This is a genomic window from Rhizobium sp. R339, from assembly GCF_002211395.1.
Taxonomy (GTDB): Bacteria; Pseudomonadota; Alphaproteobacteria; order Rhizobiales; family Rhizobiaceae; genus Rhizobium.
Map to the genome: position 1 here is coordinate 186113 of NZ_LOKV01000024.1, position 26466 is coordinate 212578.

A 26466-nucleotide genomic window follows, 5' to 3' on the forward strand; every position below is an offset into this window, starting at 1 on the left:
AATGCGGTATTCGACGGCTTGCCTCGACTGGGAGCGGCGGATTGTTGCGGGCGAAAGCCTGATCCCGATCGCGCCGCTCTTTCCCGACGAGGCGGAAGCGGCCCTCGAGGTGTTCAAGTCGCTGCAGATCACGGACCTGCCGCAGGTCTATGATCGCAAGACGGGCCAGAGCAGACATCCGACGTTCGGCGAGTCCTGCGAACCGTTCGTGTTCGATTTCGTGGCGGCTGTCTTCGGCGCCTATGACGAGGGCTCGGCTCGCCGGCTGATCGAAGAGTTCTTCCTGCTCATCAGCAAGAAGAACGGCAAGTCGACGATCGTCGCCGGCATCATGGTGACGGCGCTCATCCGCAACTGGCGTTCGCACCAGGAGCTGATGATCCTGGCGCCGACGCGCGAAGTCGCCGAGAACTCATTCGGTCCGGCGGCGGCGATGATCCGGGCGGATCCCGAACTCTCGGTGCTCCTGCATGTGCAGGACAACGTCAAGTCGATCACGCACACAATCACCAAGGCGGTGCTGAAGATTGTGTCGGCTGATTCAGGAACCGCCGCCGGCAAGAAGGCCGGTTTCGTTCTGATCGACGAGCTCTGGCTGTTCGGCAAGAAAGCCGGCGCAGCGGCTATGTTGCAGGAGGCGACCGGCGGATTGATTTCACGTCCGGAAGGCTTCGTCATCTACATCTCGACGCAGGCGGACGCGCCACCGACCGGTGTGTTCAAGGAAAAACTGGATTACTTCCGAGACGTCCGGGACGGCAAAGTCAACGATCCGCAGAGCCTGGCGGTGCTTTACGAGTTTCCCGAGGCGATGATCGTCAGCGAGGCCTATCTCGACCCGGAAAACTGGTATGTCACCAACCCCAATATCGGGCGCTCCGTTCGCCGCGAATGGCTTGAGCGCAAAATGCTCAATGTCCGGTCTGGCGAGGATCAGGAAGGCGACACCTATCAGAGCTTCCTGGCCAAGCACCTGAATATCGAAATCGGGATGGGCCTCAGGGCCAATCGCTGGCCTGGCGCAAACCATTGGACAGCCGCGGTCGACGAGGAGCTTTTCGAGATCTCGGACCGGGCGCCCTTCGACGCACTGGAACGGATGCTCGATCGCATCGACGTGGCAGTGATCGGCGCAGACGGTGGCGGCCTAGACGACTTGTTCGGTCTGACGATCGTCGGACGCGAGCCTGAAGAGCTCGAGGTCAAGATCAAGGTGAACGGTCGCGAGACCGTCGTCTGGATGAAGAGATGGCTTAGCTGGTCGCATGCCTGGTGCCATCGGGAAGTGCTCAAGCGGCGCAAGAAGATCGCACCGGTGCTGCTCGACTTCGAGAAGTCTGGACATCTTACCATCATCGACAACGCGCTCGAGGACATCGCCGCGATCGTCGACATCGTCAAGATGGTCAAGGGTCGCGATCTGCTCGCGTCGGTCGCGGTCGATCCGGCTGGGATAGGTGACTTCGTCGATGCGCTGGCGATGCCTGAGATCGATGTGACGCAGGATAATGGACTGCTTATCGGCGTGCCGCAGGGTTATGCGCTAATGAATGCGATCAAGACCTCTGAGCGCCGACTATCAAACAAGATGCTGCTTCATGCCGGCAGCCCAATGATGTCCTGGGCGGTTTCCAACCTGAAGATCGAGCCCACCGCGACGGCAATCAGGGCAACAAAGCAGACGGCCGGCGACGCGAAGATCGACCCGGTGATGGCACTGTTCAACGCAGTGACCATCATGACGAAGAATCCCGAGCCGAAGAAAATTCGGTCGGTTTACGAGAAACGTGGATTGAGGGTGGCCTGATGCCGGAGAGATTGCAGAGCGAGCGTTCGGATTCGGGCCTCAAAATCGACCGCCAGACCGTCCGTGAACTGACGGGTGCAGCTGGCGCTGCGCTCGCAGGCTATGGAGCATGGATGTCCTATCCGCCGGCGGGATTCATGGTTGCCGGCGGAATCCTTGTCGGTCTCGCCGTCATCGGCACGCTGCGCGGTGGCCGATAATGGGGCTGTTCTCCGCCATCCTCGGCGGTTTCCGCGCCTCTGACGACGAGGCCTCGGACCCGTTGTATCTCGATGATCCTGCCGATCGCTGGTTCGACGGCGATCTGTCGCGGATGAGTAACGCCGGTCGTCACGTGTCGGTCGACGGCTCGATGCGCGTGTCGGCCGCTTACGCCTGCATTGCACTGCTGTCGAAAACGGTGGCGACGTTGCCGCTGCGGATGTACCGGAAGGATCCTGGTACCGGGAAGAGGTTTGAGGCGCCGGAGCATCCACTGAACGAGCTGCTCGAACACCAGCCGAACCCCTGGCAATCGGCTTGGGACTTTAAGGCGATGCTGATGGGGCACCTGGCGCTCAGGGGCAACGGGTACGCCGAGATAATCGCCGGTCCCCGCGGCTTCGCCGATCGGCTGGAGCCGATCCATCCCGATCGCGTCATTGCCGAGCGCATGCCCGACTATTCGATCCGCTACACGGTGTCCGACCCGATCAAGGGAACGCGCATCCTGCTGCAGGATGAAATGTTCCACCTGCGCAGCCACATGGCACCCGGCGGTATCGTTGGCATAAGCCCGATCGCTTACGCCAAGGAAACAATCGGGCTCGCGCTGGCCGCCGAGGAGCATGGCGCGCGCATGTTCTCCAACGGCGCGAGGCCATCAGGCGTTGTCACCGTGGCAGGTGAGATGAGCGATCCTGCCTTCGAGCGCTTCAAGACGCAGTGGCAACAGACGTTCGTCGGCATCGGCAATGCCGGCAAGACGCCAATCCTGGAGCAGGGAGCCTCGTTCAGCCCGATCAGCATGGATAACGAGGAAGCCCAGTTCATCCAGAGCCGGGAATTCTCGATCGAGGAAATCGCGCGCTGGTTCGATGTTCCCCTCGTCATGCTGCATCACTTGACGAAGACGAGCTCCTGGGGGACAGGCGTCGAGGCAATCATGCTCGCCTTCGTCCGCAACAACCTGATGCCCTGGCTCGGTTGCTGGACCTCTGCCATTCGGCGCGACCTCATTCTCGCCCCGAACCTCTACGAAGCGCAGTTCGATGTCGAGTCCCTGATCAAAGGGGATTCGAAAGCGCAGGCAGATTTCTATTCGCGCCTGGTTCTGAACGGCATCCTGACGCGCAACGAAGCTCGTGAAGCGCTCGGATACAATCCCATCAACGGTTTGGACGAGCCGCTTGTCCCGACTAACACCACGACCCCCGACAATATGCCTGTCAATAACTCGGCAGGCGCCACAGCGGCGCAGATCGGCCACAACGGCGGACCCGCCCTCGACGATCAAGACGTATCTTCGGAGCAAGACCATGACGACTAGGTTTCCGCATCTTCGTGCCGCGATCATGCAGCAGCCGTGGGCTATCATGCCGGAACGGCTTGAGGCGATCGCGGAAGTGATCGAACGCCGGGTTGAAGGCATCCGCCTTTCGCCTGAGGAGATCGCGGCGATCAAGGGAGAGCGGCGACCGAATGGCGTCGCGACCTACTTCGATGCCAGCACCGGCGAAACCGTGACTCTTTCCGCCGCCGCACCTGGCGCATCTGGGCAGGGCGCGAGCGTCATTGCGGTTATCTCATTCTTTGGGATCGTGGCTCAGCACGCCTCGCAAGTCGATGACATCAGCGGCCCTGGCGGCACATCCACAGAGAGGGTCACGAACAGCTATCGGGCTGCGAAGGCCGACCCGTCCGTCAAGGCGATCGTCATCAATTTCGACAGCCCGGGCGGCAACGTCAGTGGCGTCCAGGCGCTTGCGGACGAGATTTTCAACGGCCGCGGTGACAAGCCGGTCATTGCGCAAGTCAACAGCCTCTGCGCCTCGGCGGCTTACTGGGTCGCCAGCTCCTGCGACGAGATCGTGATGACGCCCGGCGCCATGGCCGGCTCGATCGGCGTCTATTCGCTTCATCAGGACGTCTCGAGGGCGGTTGACGCAGCCGGCCTGAAATTCACGTTTATCTCCGCCGGCAAGTACAAGGTCGAAGGGAATGCTTTCGAGCCTCTTTCCGACGAGGCGGCGCAGGCGGCCCAGTCGAATGTCGACGCCTTCTACAACGACTTTGTTTCGGCTGTTTCCCGCGGCCGTGGCGTATCGGTCGCCGATGTCAAAGCCGGCTTCGGTGAGGGAAGGGTCGTGAAAGACAAGCAGGCGGTTAAGGCTGGAATGGCCGACCGAGTCGACACTCTCGACGGCACCATCCGGCGGCTCTCTTCGGCGAAGAAGACTGCATCCGCAAAGGCGAGCGCGGCCGATGTGGCCGATATCCAGAGCTACGAGCAGCCCGAAGGCGCCGATGCGTCGGCGGATATCAGGTCGCCCGAACCTGAGCTTCCAACCGCGGAAGAGCAAGATAGTCCCGACTTGTCGGCATCCGAAAGTGATGCTTTCCGCCGTCGCCGGCACGCTCATCGTCTCAGATCCGCTCAATAACGAGCGGCAGCCCCGAAAATCTAGTTAGCGCCCCACGCCCTGCCGGGACCGTGGGCAGAATTCCGCGCCCATCCTCCCGGCACCACCAAACTTTGGAGCTAGACACATGACCATCAAGGCATTCCGCCAGCGTCGCGCCGATCTCGTCCGCGAAGCCCAGGCGATCTTCGATCTTGCGGCAAAGGAAAACCGCAATCTTACGTCTGACGAAAACGCGCGGGATGACGCCATCGGCGCCGAACTCGTCGAGATCGACGCCAATATCGAACGCGCCGAGCGTCAAATGGAGCGCCAGCGCTCGGTCGGCGCGGCCGTCGACGGCAACGAATCCGCCGATCACCGCAGCAGCGGCCGCAATGATGGCGCGCGGTTCGCCTCCCTTGGCGAGCAGATGATGGCGGTCGCGCGGGCCGACCATCCTTCCTATCGCTCGATCGATCCGCGCCTCATTGCCGCCCCCTCGGCCGGTCCGACCGGCATGTCCGAGGGCATTGCCGCCGATGGCGGCTTCCTCGTCCAGACCGACTTCGCCAACGATCTTCTCCAGAACACCTATGAAGCCGGTGAGATCGCCAGCCGCGTCAACCGCATCCCGATCGGGGCAAATTTCAGCGGTATCCGCATGAACGGCGTCGACGAGACCAGCCGTGCAAACGGTTCTCGCTGGGGCGGCGTGCAGGCCTTCTGGACCGGAGAGGCGCAGCTCAAAACGGCTTCGCGTCCGAAGTTCCGGCAGATCAAGATGGATCTCGATAAGCTGACCGGCCTCTGCTACGCGACCGACGAACTCCTGCAGGACAGCACGGCTCTCGCCGCCTGGCTCTACCAGGCGTTCTCCGACGAGTTCCTCTTCAAGATCGAAGACGCGATCGTCAACGGATCTGGCGCGGGTATGCCTCTCGGCTTCCTCAACAGCGGCGCGGTCATCACCGTGCCGAAGGAGAGTGGCCAGCTTGCAGCGACGATCGTCGCCGAGAACGTGCTGAACATGTGGGCGCGCATGCCGGCCCGCTCGCGGAAGAACGCCGTCTGGATTGTCAACCAGGACGTCGAGCCGCAGCTCTACCAGTTCAACATCAAGATCAAGAATGTTGCCGGCACGGAAAATGTCGGCGGCATTGCAGCGCCGCAGATCATGTTCACGCCGGCCGGCCAGGGCGGCAACCAGTATGCGACGCTGATGGGCCGTCCCGTTATCCCGGTCGAGTATGCGGCGACGCTCGGTACCGCCGGCGACATCATGCTGGTCGATCTCTCGCAGTACCTGGCGATCGACAAGGGACCGATGGAATCCGCCTCGTCCATCCACGTGCGGTTCATCTACGACGAGACCTGCTTCCGCTTCGTCTATCGGTTCAACGGCCAGCCGATCTGGTCCGTGCCGATGACGCCCTACAAGGGGACGAAGACGCAGAGCCCGTTCATCGCGCTGCAGACGCGCTGATCCTGACTGGAAGCGGCCTTCGCGGCCGCTTTCTTCCTCCCCCCCACTTTCATCGAAGGATAACGCGAAATGACTCGCTTGACGCTTCCCCAGCAGCTGAAGATCGTCGAGGCCATGGCTCCCGCCACCGATGCGGCCGGCCGCAGCTCCGACATCATCAATCTGAAGAATGCCGGCAAGGCCTATATCCTTGTGTCTCTGACGCAGGGCAACGCCGCAACCGTCGCATTGACGCCGATGCAGGCTCAGGATGTGGCCGGTACCGGCGCCAAGGTTCTCGCCAATGCCGTGCCGATCTGGTCCAACCTCGACACGGCGACGTCGGACACGCTTGTTCGCCGGGCCGACGCCGTCAATTACACAACGGACGCGGCGCTCAAGAACAAGCAGGTGGTCTTTGAAATCGACCCCGCGCTGCTCGACATCAACAATGGCTTCGACTGCGTCTATTTCACCACCGGCGCTTCCAACGTTGCCAACATCACCGCGGCTGTCTTCCTGCTCACCGACCTGCGCTATGGTCAGGAAACACCCCCGAGCGCGATCGTCGACTGATCTTTGACTTGATGGCCGCCGGGTTTCGGCCCGGCGGAAATCTCCGATCGACACATTTCAGGGGTGACCCATGTTTGTCAGACAGCTGATCGGCCGGGAGGCCGGGAACATCATCAACATGCCATATGACGCCGCTCAGTCGTGCCTGGCCATGGGAACAGTCGAGGCCGTGACCGACGAAGAAATCGCGGCCGCGGGGCTGGAAGCGCCCGAACCTGTCGTCGCCAACCGGCCGGACGAGCTGCCGCGCGGCTTCCGCGTCGAGGCGATCCCCGGCGGTGGATACGATCTCTTTGACCCGGGCGGCGTCAACATCAGCAAGGATGTCGAGCTCCCCAACATGATCGCGGCCAGGGAGCTCGCCTGGAGCGTCATTCATCCTGTCGATGCGACCCCCGATACGGCCGCGCTGGAAGCGCTCAGCAACGCCGAGCTCTACGAGCTCTGCGAGAGGGCAGGTATCGAGATTTCGAGCCGCGCCAAAAAAGCCGACCTCATCGCCGCTTTGATCGCCGCCGGCATCATCACTCCGCCGCCTGTCGTCGCGCTCGAGGGCGATGAGGGCTCCGAAGAAGGCCAAGGTGGCGAGGGTGAAAGCCAAACCAGCGAGCCCGGTGAGAACGATGCGCCGGCCGACGCCAGCGGCGAAAGCGACGGGCAGGCGGAATAAAGATGATCCGGAAGCCCATGCGGAGCACTCTCGTCGTCACGACGGCGGCGACGGACCTGACGCTCTTGACCGTCGCAGAGCGTCGGGAGGCCGCTGGGCTTGCCGAGGATGATGCGAGCAAGGATGCGCTTCTGCTGACGCTCGATCAGCGTATCGCAGCCGCGATCATGTCGGAATGCAATATCGCCGTCGGGAGCGGCGGCGAACCGACACTGAAGAAGGAAACGCTCACCGAAACCTTCTATAACGTCCACCTCGAGCGCTTACTACTTTCCCGCCGGCATAACATCACGATCACCAGCCTTACCGATGGCGATACAGCGCTAACGACGGATGACTACATCATGGATCCGGAGGCGGGAATCCTGGCACGTATGCGGTCGGATTGCCCGATGTCGTGGCGCAGTTCGAAGATCGTAGTCGTCTACACCGCCGGTTTCGAGACGATCCCGGCTGATCTGAAATTCGCGGCAATGGATTTCTTCCGATCCGAATGGCTGGCAAGGTCGCGCGATCCGCTGGTCAAGCGAGTGCAGACCGATGTTTTCGAAGTCGAGAGCACAACCACGGATTATTGGGTTGGGTCCGTACCGGGGCAAGCGAGAGAGGGAGCCGTGCCAGACATGGTTGCCGGTCAGTTGAAGCGATTCCGGAACTTCAGGGTCTGACATGCTGTCTCCCGAGCGCATTATAGCGGATCTCGACGCCGCCCTGCTCGCTTCCGGCGAAGACGTCATCTTGCGGCGAAAGTCGAATTCCGGAAATGCGGATGTGGGCTGCCGTGCCCGCGTTCGTGGCGTGAATGCGCAGAAGGTGGTCGGGACGGTCACTCAGAACGATCTGAGCGTGGTCATGTCTCCGACGGAGATCCTCGCGGACGGATGGCCCGGGGGCTCTCCGCCAGCACCTGGTGCGGTCGACCCGCGCCTTCCGCGGGCAAATGACTTTATGGTCGTGAAGGGCCGGGAGCGTCAGGTGAAATTCTCTGACCCGATTTATGTCGCTGGTCAGTGGGTTCGCTGCAATCTGATCGTGGCCGGCTGATGGAGGGGGTCGACATCTTCGAGCGGGATCTGAAGCTGGCGACGGCGGATCTGGAGCCGGAGGCGATCAATGCGCTGCTCGCGAAGTTCGCAAAGGACAGCGTCCGCGAGGTGATATCCAGCGGGCGGGCGAGTGGGACCTATGAGCGCTATGTGAATGGTCGGCAGGGCGCGCCGGAAGAGACTGTCCAGGCGCCCGGGCCAATCATCTACGAATTCTCGCTCTGGGAGCCGATCATCACCTTCGCGCTCGACGAGCTCCGGCGTCGATCGCCGGTCAAGAGCGGGCGGTTCCGCGGCAGCTTCATCGTGCTGGCGAACCAGCACGAGGTGACCGACTACGATGCCATCGGACCGGATGCCGAGGTCATCATCACCAATTTCCAGCCCTATGTCCGCAAGGCGGAGAATGGGTTGCTTGGCGCGAAGCGCTATTCGATCTTCGACGGAACGAAGCGGGCGCTCGCCTCCCGTTTCGGCAACGAGGGGCGCAACGCGGCGGCTTTCGTGTTCGAAACGCGGTGGCTTGACGTCAGCGCAGGGGTGCATCCGGGGATGCCTTATGTTCTCAAGCGTGCTCAGGGACGGCGAAAGGATCGGCAGGCAGGCATGCAGATCACCTATCCGGCCGTCGTAATCAATCAGGTGTAAGCTTTATGTCTTCCGTAGAAGTTTATGACGCATTCGAGACGCGGCTGCGCGACGCCTGGACCGCAACGGCGCTCGTTTTCGAGAACGAATTTGCGCAGGACCTGATCGAAGCAGACCTGCCGTTCGTCTACGTGGAAATCTATGGCGACGTGCTCGACCAGGAGACCTTCGGGGCGCCGCAGGCAAACCAGTGGCTGGAGCGCGGCGCGACTTATCTGCACGTGATGACGAAATCGGGCGGTGGAAGCCGACAGGCCAGAACCTGGGCGAAGCAACTGACGAACCTGTTTCGGGAACAGCCGATCCTAGTCGATCCGTCGACGGGCGAAGCGTTGTTCATGCCGACTATGTCGCTCGGCGCCGGCGAACCGGGAAGGGATTTCCCCAATTATTGGGCCTTCACTGCGACGATCGGCTGGTACCGGCGCGACTATACCGACCTGACCCCGTGATTTCCGGCGCTGCCGGTTGCCTTTACCGTGCCTTGGGCAAGCACGCCGCCATCGTCTGACGACGTGGCAAATCCGCTATGGAGCCTTCAATGACGGTAGCTGACGGCAGTCAGGTGCGCCTTGCCGACGTTTCGGAAGTAACGATCGGCACCACGCCCGCCACCCCCGCTTTCCAGATCATGCGCTATGTCTCTTCCGACGTGCGCATTTCCAAGCAGACGGATATTCCGAACGAGATCCGCGCCGACCGCAACGTCGCGTCGATCGTCGACGTCGGCCGCTCCGTGCAGGGAACGATCAACACCTTCTTGTCCTACGGCACCTTCGACACCTGGCTTGCGCGGCTGCTCTGCTCGACTTGGTCGAGCGACGTGCTGAAGAACGGCATCCTGCAGCAGGCAGGCACGCTCGAATACTTCTACGAGCAGGGCGCGACCGATACCTACGTCCGCTTCCAGGCGGTGCGATTCAACACGCTGGCGCTGACGCTGCGCGCTCGCCAGTCCGTGCAGGCGAACTGGGGCATCCTCGGCATCCGCTCGCCGACGCCGACAAGCGCCATCCTGACGGGTGCGACCTATGCGGCAGCGACGACGACGCCGGTGCTGAATGCCGGTCTCAACGTCTCGGCGCTGAGCTTCACCGGTCTCACCAATGCGCCGAAGGTGCAGGCGATGACGCTCAACATCACCAACAACATCTATCAGAACGATGTCGTCGGCGCCTACGAACCCTATTCGCACGGCCTCGGCCGCTTCGAGCTGACCGGCTCGCTGACGACCTATTTCGAGAACATGGACGCCTATACGGCGATCCTCGACCACGACGATATCGGCATCTCGACTACGCTCCTCGACGAGCTCGGCAATTCTTACGCCATCGCGCTCGCCAAAACGAAGTTCCTCGACGGCGGCCCGGTCGTCGGCGGCAACGGCCAGGCGGTCATGATCGATATCCCGTTCCAGTCCTATTTCGACGCAACGGCGGCCGGCTCGATCACCATCACCCGCGATCCCGCATAACCAGATCGCCGGCGTTTCCTTTACGGCGCCGGCGGTAAGAGCGGCGGACGAATTCGGGGCCGTCCGCCGCTCGCCTTTCCCCGAAGCCCCAATGATGGAGTCCCGATATGACAGTGGTAAAGCTCGCCTCGTTGAAGGCGGACCTGAAGCGTGAGGCGGAAGGGGACTGGGTTCCGTTTCCGGATTGGCCCGGCGTAGAATTCAACGTCTCCTCCCTGCATCTGCCGGCCTACCAGGCGGCGCGCGATGATCTGCTGATGCGCATTGCGCGGCAGGCCAGCCAGCCGAAGCCGAAGCCGGGCGAGGCCGCGCCGGCAAAGCTGGAGATGAAGGTCGAGTTGGGCAAGCTCTATGCCGAGCATCTTCTGCACGGATGGAAGGGCCTCGATGTCGCCTATTCCGCGGAGACGGCGCGGGAGGTTCTCGGCGATCCGGAATACCGCAATGTCGTCGCCGCCGTGGAGTGGTGCGCTGCCAAGATTTCCGAAGTCAATGTCGAGTTCGTCGAGGCCGAGGTAAAAAACTCCGGAAAGCCTTCCGCAGCCGCGTAAGCGGGCCGAAGGCTTCCCCCGAAATGCTCGAATGGTTGGAAGAGCTGTTCGAGCAAGAACCTGACCAGGAGTGGCTGCGACCGCGCCGCTCGCCCCTGCAGGACGATTTCGAGCCTCAGGCGTGGCACGCCATGTATTTCGAGGCTTTCGACGCCCTGCAGTATGACCGCTTCTTCGGCGCCATGGGCGGCGAGGGGCCGATCTACTATTCGGCGCTTAGCCAATATGCCCGCGACCACGGCATATCGGGCGATCGGCTGAAGCGGTTCCATGTCTTCATGAATGCGATCGACGGCGAATGGCTGAAGATCCAGCGCGAGCGCTCAGAGGCGGTAGAGGCCGAGCGCAAACAGAAAGAGGCGCAGCGATAGGGCTGCGCCGTTCTTCTACGAGGTTCCCTTGGCAAACGTTGAAATCCGTACGCTGCGCGTCTCCGCAGAGATGGACGCGAGCAAATACACTGCGGGCGCCCAGCAGAAGGTTTCTGCCGATGACCGCATGCGCCAGTCGGGCAAGGGCCTTGGCGACAGCTTTACGGAAAACGAGCAGAAGATCAGCGCCGCGACGAACATATTGTCGAAACTTTCTCGCCAATATGTGGACGGCTACGCGACGACGCAGCGCTTCAACCAGGCGGTCAACCAGCTGACCCGCGGCGTCGAGCTCGGCAAGATCGAGATGACGCAGGCCTCGGCCATCCTCGACGGCATCTATCGCAAGTACGGCATGATGGCCGATGCTGCGAGGATTGCCGAACGCGGTCAGGTCGAACTGTCGAAGGCAGTTCAGCAGGCGAATGCCCGGTTTGAGGAGCAGGCGAGGGTCGTGCCGGCTGTGGTCAAGCCGTCTAGCGTCGCCAACGACAACCAGGCGCAATTCAGGCGGCAGAACCTGGGCCCTCAGGTTCAGGATATCGGCGTGTCGCTTTACGGTGGCATGCCGGTCACCACCGTTCTCCTGCAGCAGGGATCCCAGATCGTCGGCCTTTACGGCGGCAATGGCGGCGTCAATGCCCTGCTCAAGGATCTTGGCGCGATCCTGTCGGCGGCTACCAGGTACGTCCTGCCCTTCGCTGCGGCTGGCGCCATCGCTTATGGCGCCTATAAGCTTTTCGCCGTCAATACCGTTGAAGCGCGGCTGGCTGTCGATGACGTCACGAAGTCGCTGGCCGCGCAGGCGGCCCCAATGGGTGCCGTCCAATCGCAGCTCAAGGAACTGCAGCAGCTCCAGGGGGAATACGCCAAGGCGCTCAACACGACCGCCCGCACGCATGATGTGGCTTCGGCCGCGATCGTCGCCGGGACCCAGCGGGAATACGAGGCCAAGCGCACGCTGCTAGAGCTTGAGCTGAAGCGGCAGGAAGCTGCGCGTGCAATGGCGCAATCCGAACTGGAGATCGCCTCTCTCCGGCTTAAGAGTGCGGTCGCCCAGCAGGTGACGACGAACATGGATCTGGAGCGCCAGGGCTTCTCCGATCCTCGTGTCGGCCGGTTCACGCAACTGCCGGACAGCATAACCGGCATCGAAAAAACGCGTGATGTCCTCGCCAAGAATCCGCTTACGGACAAGGTGAGGGAGCTCAACGCAAATCTCAGCCTGACAGACATTGCGCTGGAGAAGCTGCGCGAGGGATTGGGATTGGTGGGGCCGGCGGCATCCGGCCAGGTCGGCCAGATCAACGAACTTAGCAAGGCCCTCGAGGAACTGCGCAGAGTTGGCGCTACCGCGCTTTCACCTGCCGACGAAGCAGCTGGACGCGCCATGGCAGCCGTTCCCGTCGTCAACGGCGTCCTCGATGAAGAGTCCCGGCGCCGTGTGCTGGCAGCCCAACGAGAGGCGCAGCGACGGCTCGACAATCAGAACCCGACGATCGTCAACGGCGATGGTGCCCGCGTGGGCGTGCCGGTACCCTGGCAGAGGCCCAACATCGAGATGGAGGGGCTGCCAGGCGAAGACAAGGCTGGAAAATCGGCCGCAGAAGCCTACCGCGATCTGATCAACAACGCCAACGACCGCATAGAGCAGATGAAGCTCGAGGCGGCTACTGCCGGTGAGGCCGGCATTGCGGCCCAGAAGATGCGCATGGAACTGGAACTGCTCCAGCAGGCGCAGGAGAAGGGTCGTACAGTCACGGCCGATCAACGCGCCGAGATCGAGAAGCTCTCTGAGGCCTATGCAAAGGCAGCGACGGAAGCGGCGAAAGTGCGGCTCAATGCAGATTTGCAGTTCGAGCGCGAGCAGCTCTTCCGATCGTCGGGAGATCAGCAGATCGCTTCGCGGCAGCGCGGCGCCGGCTTGCCGGTCGACCTCGATTCTCCGCTGGCGCAGCAAATGCGGCAGAACCAAAATGCAGCTGAGCTCAAGCAAACTGTGACCGGCTTCGTGTCCGATTTTCGACAGCAGTTGGTCAGCAGCGGCGGCAAGATCGGTGAGGCAGCGGGCAAGGCCTTGCTGAATTCCTTCCTCAATGCAATGACCAAGGCTGGCGACCAGGCTTTCGAGCGGGTGATCAACATCATCTTCGGCAAGCTTTTTAGCGGCACGGGGACAACGAGCGCCGGCGGTCTTGCTGGCGCAGGTGTCGGTCTGGCGGGAAGCGTCCTTGGTGCGGCCAACGACAATATGGGCAAAGCGCCGGTCATTCCGGTTTCGCGGGCGCCGCTTGGCGAAGTGGGGTCTTATATCGCGCAGGCGGCCCTGAAGCGTGGCATTGACCCTGAAACCGCTCTGAAGGTGGCGCGGTCGGAAGGTGGTCTCAGCAGCTGGAACCTTCAATCCGGCTACATCAAAAACGGCGTTCGTGAACCATCATTCGGGCCGTATCAGCTCTACATGAACGGCGGCCTCGGCAATCAGTTCATGTCGAAGACGGGGCTTGACCCGCGTGTTGCCGCGAATGGTCCGGCTGGCGTGGATTTCGCCCTTGATTATGCCTCCAAGAACGGCTGGAGCTCCTGGTACGGCGCCGCCAAGGTCGGCGTCGGGAAATGGGATGGGATCGGCGCCGGCGGCAACGTGGGTGCAGCCGACGCAGTTACCAAGCTGGCGAATTCGGCGAGTGCGGCCACGAAGGGCCTCGATACCTTCGGGGGCGGTCTTGGAAAGATCGGGCAGTCGCTTTCCTCCTCATTCTTCCCCGCCGCGCCAACGGGGGCTGCCGGGGGCGGCGGTGGCGGCCTGTTCGGTTTCTTGAGCGGTATCTTCGGTGGCTTCAAGCCTGCCGGCGGCCAGGCCGCCCTTGCGGCTTCGGGCAAGATCACCGGTCTGTTTGCCGACGGCACCGATTTCGCGCCGGGCGGACTGGCGATCGTCGGCGAACGTGGGCGAGAGATCGTGAATCTGCCGCGTGGCAGCCAGGTCGTTCCGAACCACAGGACCGAAAGCATGCTGGCGGCGAACAGCAATCGCGGAACCGGGCCGCGCGGACCGGTTCCCCTGAACGTCAACATCAGCGGCGCCAATGGAGACGATCATGTCCGCAAATTGGTCGAACAGGGCGTTGCAGCCGGTCTCGACAGCTACAACAAGGAAATGGAGCGGTCCGGTTTCGGCTCCCAGCAGCAGCATTTTGCCTGGCGAAGGGCGTGACGCGTGAGCTTCCTCAATCTTCCCCTTCTGGACATCGACTTTCTGAAGCCGGCGCGCATGACCTTCGACGTCGACGGCAACGCGATCGGCGGTGGCAGGAACGGCAATGGCCAGGAAAGTACCATGGAAATGTCGGGTGGCGGCTTCCTGACCGCCACTTATGGCGGTTGCTTTGTGCAGGCGCCCGAAGAGCATGAATACGTCACGTGGCTTGCGGCCCGGCTGAATGGGTCTTTCCGCTTCGTCGATGTGCCTCTGAAAACGGACTGGCAGGGACCGTTTCCGACGTTCGGGCGCTGGCCGCAGCCGATCATCGGCGGCATCCCGCATTCCGATGGGTCGCACTTTTCGGACACGTCGGGATACAGTCAGGCGACGGTTTGGGGATCGGTGATCCAAGATGCTGGCTTGGGCGCTGGTCAACTTCAGATTCGGGTCTACAGCGCTTCCCGGCGATTGAGATGGTCCGATTGGTTCTCGATCTATCATGCGAGCGTCAAGGGCTGGCGGGCCTACCGGTATTGGGACGTCATATCGATATCCGAAGAGGGCAGCGAGACGATCGAGGGGACGGTATATCCCGTGCGTGACTACACGCTGGCAATTGGCCCGGCGCTACGCGAGGCGGTGGTAGCGGGCACACGCATCGAATTCGCGCGGCCACGCTTTGCCGCCAGACTTTCGATGGGCACAAAGATCCTATCTGATGTGGAAGGATTTTGGCTAATGCGCCCGTCGCTCACCTTCGACGAGGCGTTTTAAGCATGGCTTACGACGTCAACTATGTGCCTTCGGCCGTGCTGGATCGACTGCGATCTAGCACTCTGCTCGGTCTGTTCATGCGGGTGGCAACTGAGCCATCTTTGCATATCTGGTTTGGGGTGCATGACATTCCTGCTCGCTTCGACAGCATCGATCCCGACGGAACCATCTATCTCGGCGCCGGTCGGCTGGTCGGGCTTCCGTCGCTCGAGATCCTGCTGAACGGCACTTCAGATGCGGTTGACTTCACGATGTCCGGCGTTGATCCGGCGTCCGGTTCGCGGCTGATCGACTCCATACCAGAGGTGCGCGGGGCGCTGGTGCATGTCGGCATCACGACGCTGGACGATTACTATCAGCCGATGACCGAAATCATACCGCTCTGGCAAGGCGTAGCGGCGCGCACGGCGGAATCGATGCCTGTCGTCTCCGGTCGTGAGCAGCCGACGCTTTCGCTTTCGCTCTCGGTCGTGGCCGGTGAGAACATGCGCAGCCGGCCCTCCCGGGCGTTGTGGTCATCAGCGCAGCAGCATGCGGTCTCCCCGACCGATGACTTTTGCAACAACACGATCCGATATTCGCGCGGCGTGCAGCCGGCGTGGCCGAACTTCTAGGGCGCTATGCTGATCAAGGATTATATCGAAAGGCGCGTCAGGTTCCGCTGGGGCGGCGTTGGCGGCGAAGACTGCACGACCTGGTGCGGCACTTATGCGCTCGCGCTCACCGGCCGCGATCCAGCCGAAGCCTTTCGCGGCACCTATGACAGCGCTGAGGGAGCTTGCGCACTCATCGGCGCCGCCGGCGGACTTGCGGAGCTCGTCGGGCCGCTGCTCGTCGGCCAAGGTTGGCGGCGCGTACAGCAGCCGTCGACGGGCGACATGGCTGTGATCCGGACCCTCGTCGATTTCGAAGGAAGCGAGCCGGTTGAACGCAATGTTTCGGCTCTCTGTTTCGGCCCGCTTTGGTCAGTTCTCGGTCCTGCCGGACCAGGCGGCATCGCGCATCGCAAGGCACGGCTTGTCGCCTGCTGGAGGTGGTCGCGGTGATTGCCGATGAGCGCTTCTATTCAGCGACTTATGCGCTGGCGTTCCAGCGCGATATCTGGGAAGGCAGGCTTCGCAATACGACGGTGCATTATCCACTGTCGCGCCGCGACCCGATCTTCACGCCGCTGTTTACGTCCTTTTTCACGGCGATCGGCTTCGGCGCAACGACGGCCGGCGTGCTCGGCAGCCTGACGACGGCGCTGGTCACGACAGCGATCACCGTCGGCATTCAGGCGGCAATGGCACCAAAGCCGCCGAAGCCGGAAGACGGCAAGGCGCCGATGACGCAATCCGTGCCGCCGCGCCATTGGGTTATCGGTACGACACGCATGGCGGGCGCTTATATGCTGTGGGAAGCGCTCGGTGCAGCGCTATATGCCGTCCAGGGTATCGCGGGGCATGCGGTCCATTCCTACAATCGCTTCTATCTCCATGACGATGAAGTCGCGCTCGATGAATCTGGTTATGTCCAGGCTCTTGAGGATGGGCGATACGGTTCCGATCTGGTGCAATTATTGGCTCGATTGGGGGCCAATCCTGAAACACCCTACGCTCCTATGGTAAGCGCCTTCGCCAGTTCGGGAATCTGGACGAACAATCATCGAGGTGATGGGCAGGCATCGATCGCAATGAAGGCCTTTACGCCGAAAGCGAAGGACTTCAGCACTGTTTTCCCGTTTAATATCCCTCGGCTTACGGTTGAAGTCAGTGGGGCTCATGTCTGGGACTTTCGCGATCCGGACCAGGATCCGGATTTGCCGGCGACCTGGGGTTTCTCGAAGAACCCGGCATTGCAGCTCGCCTGGCATTGGTGCTTCAGCGAGTTCGGTCATCGGCGCGATTACCGCAAGGCAATTTTGCCTGTGCTCGACATGTGGATCGAAGAGGCAGACGTCTGCGACGAGCTCGTCACGATCACAGGCGGCGGCGTTGAAAAGCGGTACGAGTGCAGCGGCTGGGATACGACCGAGCGTGAGCCGAAGGTCGGCACGAACGCGATCCTGGCGGCTTGCGATGGCTGGCTCTGCGAGCGCGGCGACGGGGCTCTGCTCTTCACCGCCGGCAAGTTCCGCGAAAGCCGCGTCGTTACCCTTGGCGACGACGACATCGTCGGTCATCGCATTCAGTATGACGTGCTTTTTGAGGAGGAGATCAACCGCCTCGTTCCGAAATTCAATTATCCGGATGTCGGCTACTCCACCTCGGACACTGATTTCTTTGAGGATGAAGACAGGCAGCTTCTGGCCGGTCGCGTGCTCGCCGAGGACGCCAATTATCAATGGGTGACGAACTGGCGCCAGGCGCGCCGACTGGGATGGCGCGAATGGCAGCGCATCCTGCAGAAGGTGAGGGGGTCGCTCAATGTTCGTCTTTCCGGGATCAACGCGGTCTACAGCCGCTGGATAAGGCTGGCGACTCCGAACCGGCTGCCGAGGCTTGATGGAAAGGTCATCGAAAACCGGCGGGCGGTGCTCGATCTCATGCGAGGAGGGTTCAGCCTCGAGGTGATCCAGCATCCGGACAATATCGATCAATGGTCGACAGCTCTCGAGGGTCAAAAGCCGGCGGCGCCGGCAAAACCGAATTCGGCAAATATGCCGACGCCGGTCATCAGTTCCGCTGTGGCAGTCGCCGCAGCGGGCTCAGTCTATCTTAACGTCTCGCTCGTCGATCCGACCGACAATAGCCTTACGCCGGCGATCCGTTACCGGATCCAGGACACAGGTGGCGGCCATCCTGGCGCTTGGGTTGAAAAGACGATCGTCAACGTCGATGCCTCAGGCGGGTTCATCGTCTGCGCCACGGATGTCGTGCCCGGCGATCGGTGGCTTGATGTCCAGGCTGCTTTCATTTCCGCGAAGGGCAAGTATTCCGACTGGTCCGCCACGGAGTCCGTGTTTTCAACCGTCAACCCTACTGCGCCCCCCGCTGTCACGATCGGCGCTGTCATAACCGGGGTGCCCGGGGAGGTGACGATCAACTGGACCGCGCCGAACAGCAGCCTCTATGCCTCGGCGCGCGTCTACTACAATACGGTCAACAATCCGGCGACGGCGACATTCAATAGCCCGGCGCTGGCCGGCGCGCCCAACGGTTCCTATGCCCGAACTATCACGCGGCCGGCCGGCACCTATTACGGCTGGGTGGCTTCCGTGAACGCCTCGGGCGTCGAGGGCACGCGAACGCCGACGGGCGCCTTTACAGTTACTTAAGAAGGAAACACTTCTATGCCGATGCAGGCCGTGCAAATCTGGGCTGATGGCCCTTCGTCCAACCCGCTTGAGCCGGACAAACAGCAGATTCGCGAATGGGGCACGTGGGTGGAGGGATCAATCAATGCCTTCCTCGCCAGCGGTGGGAAGGTCTATGCCACCCAGGCAGCGCTTTATGCAGACCTTTCGCAAACGGCCAATACCATGGCATGGGTCATTAGCGATCCGACAGCTGCCTATAACGGCATCTACCGAAAGAACGGGGCTGCCAATTCGGGTTCGTGGACACGACTTGGGGACCTTCCTTATTCCTTCATCGTCGCAACAGATGTCGGAGCAGGCACACCGAACGCTATTCAGGCAACGACCAGCATCCCGGTTAGCCAATCTGCATTGATTATCCTCGGGGTCTTCGAGACGAATAGTGGGACGCCCGTCACGGTCTCCTTCAATGGCGGCTCCCCTCTGACGGTCAAGACCAATTCCGGCAATGACGTCGTGACTGGCGGTCTGATCGCCGGGATGCAACTGCTCGGGGTCATTGCAGGATCGACTTTCCGCATGGTCAGCGACCAGGTGTCGTCGGCGATCGTCGCCGCCGCTGAAGATGCTGCGGACCGCGCCGAGGCAGCGGCGGCTGAGGCGGCCGACTGGGCAGATCTCGCCAAAAACAATTATGTCCAGAACAGCTTCACCGGCGATGGTACGACTACAGACTTCCTGCTTTCAATCGACCCGGGCAGCGCCAACAACATGTTCGTCAACGTTGGCGGGGTCTCGCAGCCGATTTCGGCTTACACGCTGGAGCATTCGGGCGGCAACGCCTATCTGCGGATACCGTCGCCACCGGTTCCGACGGGGGTAGAGGTCGACGTCCGCTTCGGCAACAAGATCACAGTGGGCGCACCAAGCGACGGCTCGATAACCACGGCCAAGATTGGGGGCGATGCAGTCACCGCCGCCAAGATGTCTGCGGCGGATGCAGCCAACATTCGCACGAAGATCGGAGCAGCGGCCAGCGGCGCTGCGATAACAAACGCTCAGATGCCCACGGGCGCCGTCGTCGACAGCGTCAGTGCGTCGTATGCGGCCAATGCCACTCTGACGGCCGTTATTCCGAGAGACGACACGGCACCTCAAATTACTGAGGGAACAGAAATTCTCACACTCGCCATCACACCTAAATCGGTGACCAACAAACTCCGTTGTCGATTTAGAGGGCAGGTTTCGCGCAGCGCGGCCGGCACTGTGATAGCTGCGATATTTGCCACTGGAACGAGCATCAACGGAACGGCTGCGGACGCCAGGAATGCTGTCGGCGTTACCGTAGTGTCGGCAGATCAGGCATTTATGTCGAGTGTCGAAGTTGATTTCGTACCGGGGATAACGACCGCAGTGACAATCTCTGTTCGTGTCGGGCCGGATGCTGTGGCGGGGACCGCTCGTCTAAACGGCTCTACTGCTGGCCGCCTTTTGGGCGGCGTGTCTGCCGCAACCCTCGTCGTTGAAGAAATAAAGGCATAACCAATGGTCCAGAAGATTCCGCCGTCAATGACGCAGAGCGGCCTGCCTCCGCAATATCTTGTCGGCCTCGAGACGTCACGAGATCCGACCGTTCCGACGAAACGGATTGTTGTTGCGCCCGGATCTTGCCGGTCGCAACTCGACGATGCCGATATCATGTTGACGGCAGGCATGATGAAGCGCCTCGATCAGAACTGGGCGGCCGGCAGTGGCAATGGCGCCCTAGACCAAGGCTCGCTCGCGGTCAGCACTTGGTATCACCTTCACGTGATGCAGAATCCGACTACCGGCGTTGTCGATATTCTCGCTTCTGGGTCACTCACGAACCCAGCGTATCCGACAGGGTGGGAGATGGCCCCCAGCCGGCGGGTTTGGAGCGTCCTCACCGATGGCTCCGCCAACATCATCCCGTATACCCAGACAGAAGATTGGTGTGCGTGGGGTGTCATGGAAAATCAGTACAGCGGCAATCTTGGCGCATCTTCCACCGTCATCACAATGAAATCGCCGATCGGCTTCAAGTGCGAAGTTCAGGCGCTGATACTGGTAAACACGGGCGGCGGTGAAATTGGCCTTATGGACCCCGATGGCGGCGATCCCAGTATGGGCCGGTTTTACACCATGGGGGTCAAGCCCGCAGCGGATACCCTGGGCTATCGTGGCATCGTCATGACAGACGTCAACAGCCGCGTTGTCGGCTATGCGGCGAGCAACATGAATAGTTCGGTCCAAACCGTCGGTTATTGGGACCGCAGGAGCAAAAAATGAGCAAGGAAATTCGCATCGCCACCTGCGGCACTAGCCTGACCTATCAAGGCGATTACTTCAACCTTTGGCAGCGCCAGGTCGAGCGTGGATTGCGTGAGGGGAAGCAGTCGATCGCGCGCATCTATAATTTCGGAGAGAATGGGGCAGATAGCGCGATCGGACTGACGTTCCTCTATCGCGCCCTCCGGACTCGCCCGGAGATCGTCGTGCTGGAATACAATATGAACGATGCATACATCGTGCGGAGTATTTCGGTAGCTCAAGCGCAGGCGAACCATCTGAGCATGATCTCGCAGCTTCGGGCCAATGATCCGAACGTCAAAATCTGCCTGATGATCATGAACCCACCGGTGGCTGGCGGTCTGTATCCTGTATCAGATCGCGTGAATTGGGCTGCATACGCTCAGAATTATCGAGACATCTGCGCCGCCGATAGCCAACTCACTCTCATCGATTTGGCGCCTGGTTGGGTAGGCGCAACGACGACTGATGTGCCTGATGGCGTCCACCCAACCAAAGCCGCGGTGTCATCCAGGTCTGTACCCACGATGATTTCATCGCTGCGTCCTCTGGTAAGCTAGCAGGTTTGCCAGGGGGCGGCCCGGCGGCATAAACTGAGTTTTTCCGACAAGACGAACGAGATCCTGCGCTGCCTCGCTGGCCGCGCAGCATACAACCGTGCGGGCTCGGTCCGCCGGATGAAATTACTCTCAACCAGGAGACTGAAGCATGGCTATCTCAGGCGCTCATGTGCAGTGCGGCTACGTCAAGGATGTCCGCGGAGCCAAACTGTTCTTTCCGTTGTGGTCGGAGACGATCGCTCTCGGGCAGAGCACGACGCAGGTCGCGCCTACGCTCTCGGCTCCCGAGGATGGCGCCTCGCTGGTGTTTCGCGTGCGCGCTCCGGCAAGCGCGGAGATGTTCGCGGCGGCCGGGTCGGCTCCGGATGCCAGCCAGGCGGTCGGCTCGGGACAGAACACGGCTCGATCGCATTTCATCGCGAGCGATGAAAAGGACATCCCGGCGCAGGCCGGCTGGAAATGCAATGTCGTGAGTGCCTGATCATGGCGGGCATTGCGACGAGGATTGCAGATATTCGCGGGCTGGCGAAGACGGTCGAGAAGACCGTCGATCGTCGGCCGTATTCGAGGCGGGGAAGCGGCGGCGGCTCGCCGTCGCTGCCGGCTATGGCCGCCTTGACTGATATTCCGGGGCTAGTGATCGACTTCGATGCGTCAGACGCGTCGACGATCACGCATTCGGCAGGACTCGTCAGCGCTTGGGCAAATAAGGGTTCCTACGGAGGGCAGGCGACTGCATCCGGCAGCAACCGACCGACAACAAACCTGCGGACGATGGGCGGGCTGAACGCGCTGAAGTTCGGGACTACCCATCATCTCGACGTATCTTCCGAGTGCTTTCCGTTTACGGCGGGTCCGAACTCGGTTTTCATCGTATGGGATAACGATTACGGAAGCCCCACGGCGGCTTTTCTCCATCTCGGTCAGACAGCCCTAGCAGGCAACGTGAGAACGGGCCTGCAGGTCGACGTGGGCAATGTTGCCAACCGTGTTTACCAGTATTGCGGTTCTGCCGCTATTTCGGATCCGGCCGCCCCCGAAAGCGCCGGCCCGACAGTTTCGCAAATGCGCGGAACGACGGCCCTTGCATACAACTATGTCAACGGACTAACCCGTGGCGGGGCTAACGGTGTACCGGTTTACAGCGCGCTCGGTGCCTGGCGGATCGGCGGCGACCCTGATGTTACCAGCGGCCGCTGGAATGGTCTCATCTGCGAAATCGTGGTGTATGACCGCGTCCTGTCGCTCGATGAAAGCGCACTGGTGACGGCGTACCTCGCGTTTAAATGGGGGCTTCAGGCAGGTCTCAATGCTGGTAATGAGTGGCTGGCAAAAGATCCGAGATCCAATTCGCGTCTGCTCAATTTCGCCGCCTTTGGCGACAGCTTCACCGCACTGGACTACCTCACCAATCCGGCTGAGCGCTGGACAAACATTGTCGCCGCGCGCATGGGTAGAAGGATCTACAACGGCGGTATCGGCGGACAGAAAACGGACCAAGTTACCCAACGAAAGTTGGATGACGAAGACTATTTTGACCGCGCCATGATCTACTTCGCTGGCACAAACGGGGCGGCTGCTGGGCACACCGTCCTAGGAGACGTGCAAGCTGCTGTGAGTGATCTCCCTGCCGGCGCGAAGTTTCTCATTCTCCCGAGCTTTAACACGGAAAACGAGTTCGTAGGCACCGCCGGCTACAACGCCAAGATGGCGAACAACGCGGCTGTCGCGGCGGCATTCCCGAACAACTTTCTGGATGTTCGCTCTATGCTCGTCGCGCTTTCTGCACCCGGGCAGCCGTTTGCCGACGCTGCAGCTTATGCCGGCGATTACGTTTGCGATGCTTTGCGCTTCGATAACGGTTCTTCCATCGACAGCCTCCATCTCGGGGCTAATGGTGTCGCCCTTATGGCCGGTTACATAGGTGACCGCCTTATTGCGGACGGCTGGTAAGGCTGCACGCCATCATCTTTTGAATGCGCCGGATTTTTAGCGTGGCCGCCTGCGGGCGGCATTTTCACATCCCAAAAACGGAGAAATCCAATGTCATACCGACTTCCGCTGGAGTGGCTCCAGTCGGTGAAGATGAGCCGTGTCATCCTGCACTGGTCGGCCGGCGCCTGGAAGGCGTCGGATCTCGACAAGGAGCATTATCACTTCATCGTCGAGAACGCCGGCAATGTGGTGCGCGGCGATCACTCGATCGCCGACAACGTCGTGACCAGCGACGACGACTATGCCGCCCATACGCGCGGCTGCAATACCGGCTCGATCGGCGTTTCCATGGCCTGCATGGCGGGGGCTGTCGAAACCCCGTTCAACGCCGGCCGGTTTCCGATGACGGAAACGCAGTGGAACCGGGCGATGGAGGTGATCGCGCACCTGGCGAGCTTCTACAGGATCCCGGTTACGCCCAAGACCATCCTCAGCCATGCCGAGGTGCAGGCCAATCTCGGCATCCAGCAGGCCGGGAAATGGGATGTGGCGCGGCTGCCCTTCGATCCGAAAGCCGTCGGCGCCAAGGCCTGCGGCGACAGGATGCGCGCCCAGGTGCAGGCGCTGCTCTGATGAGCCGCAAGGCCGAGGCGAAGCCGAGCGGCGAACCGGGCTGGCAATGGCGGAAGGCGGTGATCTTTCCGAACATCATGGTCTCGTTCTGGTTCATCTATGTGCTGATCGGCGCCCAGGACACGCGCGTCAATGAGACGATCGCCTGGGGCCTGATCGTCAACATCATCGCTTCGGTGTTTTTCTACACCGGCTTTGCCACGGCACAGGACATCGCGGCGATTTTCGCGACCAGGACGGGGTTGCCATATGCCACGCCGCCGGTCGCGATCGACGGCGAGGCGACGCAGGATCAATCGGTAAAGGATGAAGTCGGATGATCGGTCTTTCCAAGCCCGCCGCGATCGGCCTTGCGGCGCTAGCGCTCGTGCTCGTCATCTCCGGGTTGATCTATGGTTCCATCCGCGAGATCCGCTCGATGGTCACCGAGGCGGCCGAAAACGCGAAGGCGCTGTCCGACCAGACATGGACGGCGAAGCTCGAAAAGGCGAATGCCGAAGCCAATCGGAAGATTGCCGACCAGGCGCAGGCGGTGATCCAGATCCAGGCGGACGCGGCCGACCGGGTCAACGCCGCATCCCAGCAGCTCGAGGAACTGAGGAAACGAAATGCGGCTCTCCCTGATGGCGGTGCTATTGGCCTTTCTCGCGATCGCGTCCGGATGCTCCCTGACTGACGCAAAACCCGAACCGGTTGTGATCACCAGGACGGTTTCGGTGACCCTGCCGCCCGACTGCCGAAAGGCGACCCCGGCGCTATCACCAAAGCCGGACCGGGACATGACGCAGGAAGAAATCTTCGACAACTGGTCCGCCGACCGGGCGGCGAGGAATATAGGCGAGTACCGCCGGGCCGCCTGTGTGGCGGCCGTCGACGCGGCGCAGTAGCGAGGCGGTTAGGCTAAGATAATGGTAGGTATTCCAGCTGAGCTGGCCAAATGGATGCTGCAAAACGGCGGCGTCTTCGCCGCCACCACCCTCATTTTTCTTGGTCTTTATCTGTACGAGCGGTACGGCCGGGCTCAAGACCGAAAAGCCTATGATGCGGCGCTGGAGAAGGCGCAGACCGAGCACATCGCGACGCTGAAGCTCGTGACGCCCCTGGCCCAGAAGTTCACCGACACGATGGACGTGATCCTGCCGCTTGCCATGGCGCAAATCAACGGCAGGAGGAGGGGCGAATGAAGCTGCCTACCTGGATCAAGCGGCCGCAGCAGGCCCCGAGCGGGAACGTCAACCCTGAGATCGAGCGGGAGAAGCTGGACCTTCAGCAGGAGCTTGCCCAGACCGTCATCACATTCGGCCGCCGGCGCGACCGCGTCCATCAAATGGCGGTCGCCACATTGAATGGCATGAAAGAAGGAAAGAAGCGATGAAGCGGCTGAAATCCAGCATCGCAGCATGGTCCGCAGTCGGCGCAGCCTTGGCATATTGGTTATTTGACTTCTTTCTCTCGCATGATCAGATGGTCGAAATCTCTTCCGACCTCGTGCTTGGCGCCACGACTGCCGGCCTTATCCGCTACACGCGCGACGCTGGCCGATCTTTGAGGAATGGCCGGGAAGGCCCGGATTTTCTCATCGTTGCAATCTGGTCGACCCTGGCGATCCTGTGGACGCATCGGATCTACGCCATAACCCTCGACGCTTACGACAGGCCGCAGGCTCTTGTGGAATCGCCTGTCGGCTCATTCATTGTCTGGATGCTGGCCTGGGCCTGCCTGATGTTCCTGATCGCCCCAGACGCGGAGAATGGCCATATTCCGGCCAGAAGCCGGTTCCTGATCGGGATTGCATTTTTCATTGCCGGCCTCGTTTCGGGCGTAACGATCGCGATTTCGTTGACGTCGTGATCACGGCCACTTCAGCGGCCGATTGATCTTGAATGCCTCCGGGAAGTGCTCCGCGCACCACCAGCGCACCGGCACCAGCTTTGACGGGCTGTTGCCGAGGCTGCCCCATTTTCCGCAGCCCTCCACTTCGCAGTAATGGACATAAAGGTCCGGCGCTTTCGTCAGCGTCGGCCGGTCTGTGTCGCTCATTTCGTTCCCTTCTCGTCAACAAAATATCCGAACCGCAATTTCCCGGCCTTCGCGCCGCACGACGCGCACTTGAGGCGTTTCTCGACATCATCGACTTGCGCGTGGCGCAGTTGCGAGGGCAGTTTTTCTCTCGAGAATTCCTTCTGCGCTCCGCAGGCTGTGCACTCTGCCATGATATCGAGATGCGCCGGCGTGACGTTCATGTAGCCGGGCGTCCAATCCTTTATTGCCTGAAACCTGCCCATGCCTTCAGTCATGGCGTGCTCCTCCTCATCGTCAAAACTCGCGGCTCGTTCTTCGGCAGATAGGCGATCGCCACGCGACGGCTGCCGCAGACCGGACAGCGCATGCGCTCCGACAACCTGGCAAGCGGGAATTCGCGCCCCCGCGTCGCCACCAGCGTCACCACATCGAGCGAGTGCCGCCACGGGCATTCGCGGACGCTCTTCAAGCCCTCGCGCCTTCCCCAGGCGCACCTTGCGCGGATCTCCCATCCTGCATCCATTGCCTCGCCGATCGTTTCGGCCATGCGTCATCAT

At 61.4% G+C, this 26466-nt stretch carries 33 protein-coding genes; 30 read left to right on the top strand and 3 right to left on the bottom strand.

All coding sequences use genetic code 11. The features are described 5' to 3' along the window. The first annotated feature begins 1 nt into the window (after position 1). The 30 genes from ATY76_RS23750 to ATY76_RS23895 all read left to right on the top strand — a co-directional run bounded on the left by ATY76_RS23750 (position 2) and on the right by ATY76_RS23895 (position 25738). Positions 2-1807 (top strand): terminase large subunit, encoded by a 1806-nt coding sequence (locus ATY76_RS23750; RefSeq protein ID WP_088677160.1) that lies wholly within the window; start codon positions 2-4, stop codon positions 1805-1807. Continuing rightward, complete coding sequence (locus tag ATY76_RS23755) at positions 1807-2007, top strand: hypothetical protein (RefSeq protein ID WP_088677161.1); 201 nt, start codon at positions 1807-1809, stop codon at positions 2005-2007. The genes ATY76_RS23750 and ATY76_RS23755 overlap by 1 nt, the downstream gene beginning before the upstream one ends. Beyond that, complete coding sequence (locus ATY76_RS23760) at positions 2007-3335, top strand: phage portal protein (protein ID WP_183916057.1); 1329 nt, start codon at positions 2007-2009, stop codon at positions 3333-3335. The genes ATY76_RS23755 and ATY76_RS23760 overlap by 1 nt, the downstream gene beginning before the upstream one ends. Beyond that, positions 3325-4449 (top strand): S49 family peptidase, encoded by a 1125-nt coding sequence (locus tag ATY76_RS23765; protein WP_088677163.1) that lies wholly within the window; start codon positions 3325-3327, stop codon positions 4447-4449. Before ATY76_RS23760 ends, ATY76_RS23765 begins: the two co-directional genes overlap by 11 nt. A 106-nt stretch (positions 4450-4555) precedes the next feature. Then, positions 4556-5893: a phage major capsid protein gene (locus tag ATY76_RS23770; protein ID WP_088677164.1), complete on the top strand. Its 1338-nt coding sequence runs from the start codon at positions 4556-4558 to the stop codon at positions 5891-5893. Between the two features lie 69 nt (positions 5894-5962). Continuing rightward, positions 5963-6448, top strand: coding sequence for a hypothetical protein (locus tag ATY76_RS23775; protein WP_088677165.1), 486 nt, complete (start codon positions 5963-5965; stop codon positions 6446-6448). A 70-nt stretch (positions 6449-6518) separates the two neighbouring features. Beyond that, a complete protein-coding gene (locus ATY76_RS23780; protein ID WP_088677166.1) occupies positions 6519-7118 on the top strand; it encodes a hypothetical protein in 600 nt (199 codons plus the stop codon). 2 nt (positions 7119-7120) lie between these two features. Continuing rightward, positions 7121-7786 (top strand): hypothetical protein, encoded by a 666-nt coding sequence (locus ATY76_RS23785; RefSeq protein ID WP_088677167.1) that lies wholly within the window; start codon positions 7121-7123, stop codon positions 7784-7786. A gap of 1 nt (position 7787) precedes the next feature. Then, positions 7788-8162, top strand: coding sequence for a hypothetical protein (locus tag ATY76_RS23790; protein WP_088677168.1), 375 nt, complete (start codon positions 7788-7790; stop codon positions 8160-8162). Continuing rightward, positions 8162-8812: a hypothetical protein gene (locus ATY76_RS23795; protein ID WP_088677169.1), complete on the top strand. Its 651-nt coding sequence runs from the start codon at positions 8162-8164 to the stop codon at positions 8810-8812. Before ATY76_RS23790 ends, ATY76_RS23795 begins: the two co-directional genes overlap by 1 nt. Before the next feature lie 5 nt (positions 8813-8817). Further along, a complete protein-coding gene (locus ATY76_RS23800) occupies positions 8818-9264 on the top strand; it encodes a hypothetical protein (protein ID WP_088677170.1) in 447 nt (148 codons plus the stop codon). Positions 9265-9353: 89 nt separating this feature from the next. Next, on the top strand, positions 9354-10286 hold the full coding sequence (locus ATY76_RS23805) for a phage tail tube protein (RefSeq protein ID WP_085743619.1): 933 nt from the start codon (positions 9354-9356) through the stop codon (positions 10284-10286). Positions 10287-10393: 107 nt separating this feature from the next. Next, on the top strand, positions 10394-10837 hold the full coding sequence (locus ATY76_RS23810; protein WP_085742374.1) for a hypothetical protein: 444 nt from the start codon (positions 10394-10396) through the stop codon (positions 10835-10837). Positions 10838-10860: 23 nt separating this feature from the next. Next, entirely contained in the window at positions 10861-11208 is a 348-nt protein-coding gene (locus ATY76_RS23815) for a hypothetical protein (RefSeq protein WP_085742375.1), read from the top strand. Positions 11209-11236: 28 nt separating this feature from the next. After that, positions 11237-14425, top strand: coding sequence for a phage tail length tape measure family protein (locus ATY76_RS23820; RefSeq protein ID WP_088677171.1), 3189 nt, complete (start codon positions 11237-11239; stop codon positions 14423-14425). 57 nt (positions 14426-14482) lie between these two features. Further along, positions 14483-15187: a hypothetical protein gene (locus ATY76_RS23825; RefSeq protein ID WP_085743620.1), complete on the top strand. Its 705-nt coding sequence runs from the start codon at positions 14483-14485 to the stop codon at positions 15185-15187. Between the two features lie 2 nt (positions 15188-15189). Beyond that, on the top strand, positions 15190-15801 hold the full coding sequence (locus ATY76_RS23830; RefSeq protein ID WP_085742377.1) for a hypothetical protein: 612 nt from the start codon (positions 15190-15192) through the stop codon (positions 15799-15801). A gap of 6 nt (positions 15802-15807) precedes the next feature. Then, on the top strand, positions 15808-16233 hold the full coding sequence (locus tag ATY76_RS23835; protein ID WP_088677172.1) for a hypothetical protein: 426 nt from the start codon (positions 15808-15810) through the stop codon (positions 16231-16233). Further along, positions 16230-18446, top strand: coding sequence for a hypothetical protein (locus ATY76_RS23840; protein ID WP_085742378.1), 2217 nt, complete (start codon positions 16230-16232; stop codon positions 18444-18446). Before ATY76_RS23835 ends, ATY76_RS23840 begins: the two co-directional genes overlap by 4 nt. Before the next feature lie 15 nt (positions 18447-18461). Further along, complete coding sequence (locus tag ATY76_RS23845) at positions 18462-19970, top strand: hypothetical protein (protein WP_088677173.1); 1509 nt, start codon at positions 18462-18464, stop codon at positions 19968-19970. A gap of 3 nt (positions 19971-19973) precedes the next feature. Next, positions 19974-20738: a hypothetical protein gene (locus tag ATY76_RS23850; RefSeq protein WP_088677174.1), complete on the top strand. Its 765-nt coding sequence runs from the start codon at positions 19974-19976 to the stop codon at positions 20736-20738. Continuing rightward, a complete protein-coding gene (locus tag ATY76_RS23855) occupies positions 20735-21319 on the top strand; it encodes an SGNH/GDSL hydrolase family protein (protein ID WP_088677175.1) in 585 nt (194 codons plus the stop codon). The genes ATY76_RS23850 and ATY76_RS23855 overlap by 4 nt, the downstream gene beginning before the upstream one ends. A 148-nt stretch (positions 21320-21467) precedes the next feature. Further along, complete coding sequence (locus ATY76_RS23860; RefSeq protein ID WP_088677176.1) at positions 21468-21800, top strand: hypothetical protein; 333 nt, start codon at positions 21468-21470, stop codon at positions 21798-21800. A 2-nt stretch (positions 21801-21802) separates the two neighbouring features. After that, on the top strand, positions 21803-23272 hold the full coding sequence (locus tag ATY76_RS23865; protein ID WP_088677177.1) for a hypothetical protein: 1470 nt from the start codon (positions 21803-21805) through the stop codon (positions 23270-23272). 90 nt (positions 23273-23362) lie between these two features. Further along, positions 23363-23887, top strand: a complete 525-nt coding sequence (locus ATY76_RS23870) for an N-acetylmuramoyl-L-alanine amidase (RefSeq protein WP_088677178.1) — start codon at positions 23363-23365, stop codon at positions 23885-23887. Beyond that, positions 23887-24207 carry a hypothetical protein gene (locus ATY76_RS23875; protein WP_088677179.1) on the top strand — a complete coding sequence of 107 codons (321 nt, stop codon included), beginning with the start codon at positions 23887-23889 and terminating at the stop codon, positions 24205-24207. Before ATY76_RS23870 ends, ATY76_RS23875 begins: the two co-directional genes overlap by 1 nt. Beyond that, positions 24204-24563: a hypothetical protein gene (locus ATY76_RS23880; RefSeq protein ID WP_088677180.1), complete on the top strand. Its 360-nt coding sequence runs from the start codon at positions 24204-24206 to the stop codon at positions 24561-24563. The genes ATY76_RS23875 and ATY76_RS23880 overlap by 4 nt, the downstream gene beginning before the upstream one ends. Before the next feature lie 232 nt (positions 24564-24795). Then, on the top strand, positions 24796-25071 hold the full coding sequence (locus ATY76_RS23885; RefSeq protein WP_088677181.1) for a hypothetical protein: 276 nt from the start codon (positions 24796-24798) through the stop codon (positions 25069-25071). Next, positions 25068-25262 (top strand): hypothetical protein, encoded by a 195-nt coding sequence (locus ATY76_RS23890; protein ID WP_088677182.1) that lies wholly within the window; start codon positions 25068-25070, stop codon positions 25260-25262. The genes ATY76_RS23885 and ATY76_RS23890 overlap by 4 nt, the downstream gene beginning before the upstream one ends. Next, positions 25259-25738, top strand: a complete 480-nt coding sequence (locus tag ATY76_RS23895; RefSeq protein WP_088677183.1) for a hypothetical protein — start codon at positions 25259-25261, stop codon at positions 25736-25738. Before ATY76_RS23890 ends, ATY76_RS23895 begins: the two co-directional genes overlap by 4 nt. Here the strand turns inward: ATY76_RS23895 and ATY76_RS23900 are convergent, their stop codons facing one another. From ATY76_RS23900 to ATY76_RS23910, 3 genes are read right to left on the bottom strand one after another with little or no spacing between them, the layout of a single operon-like run. Further along, entirely contained in the window at positions 25739-25927 is a 189-nt protein-coding gene (locus tag ATY76_RS23900) for a hypothetical protein (RefSeq protein ID WP_088677184.1), read from the bottom strand. Continuing rightward, entirely contained in the window at positions 25924-26184 is a 261-nt protein-coding gene (locus ATY76_RS23905) for a hypothetical protein (RefSeq protein WP_245310048.1), read from the bottom strand. Before ATY76_RS23905 ends, ATY76_RS23900 begins: the two co-directional genes overlap by 4 nt. Beyond that, positions 26181-26456, bottom strand: a complete 276-nt coding sequence (locus ATY76_RS23910) for a hypothetical protein (RefSeq protein ID WP_190233722.1) — start codon at positions 26454-26456, stop codon at positions 26181-26183. The genes ATY76_RS23905 and ATY76_RS23910 overlap by 4 nt, the downstream gene beginning before the upstream one ends. Positions 26457-26466: the final 10 nt, after the last annotated feature.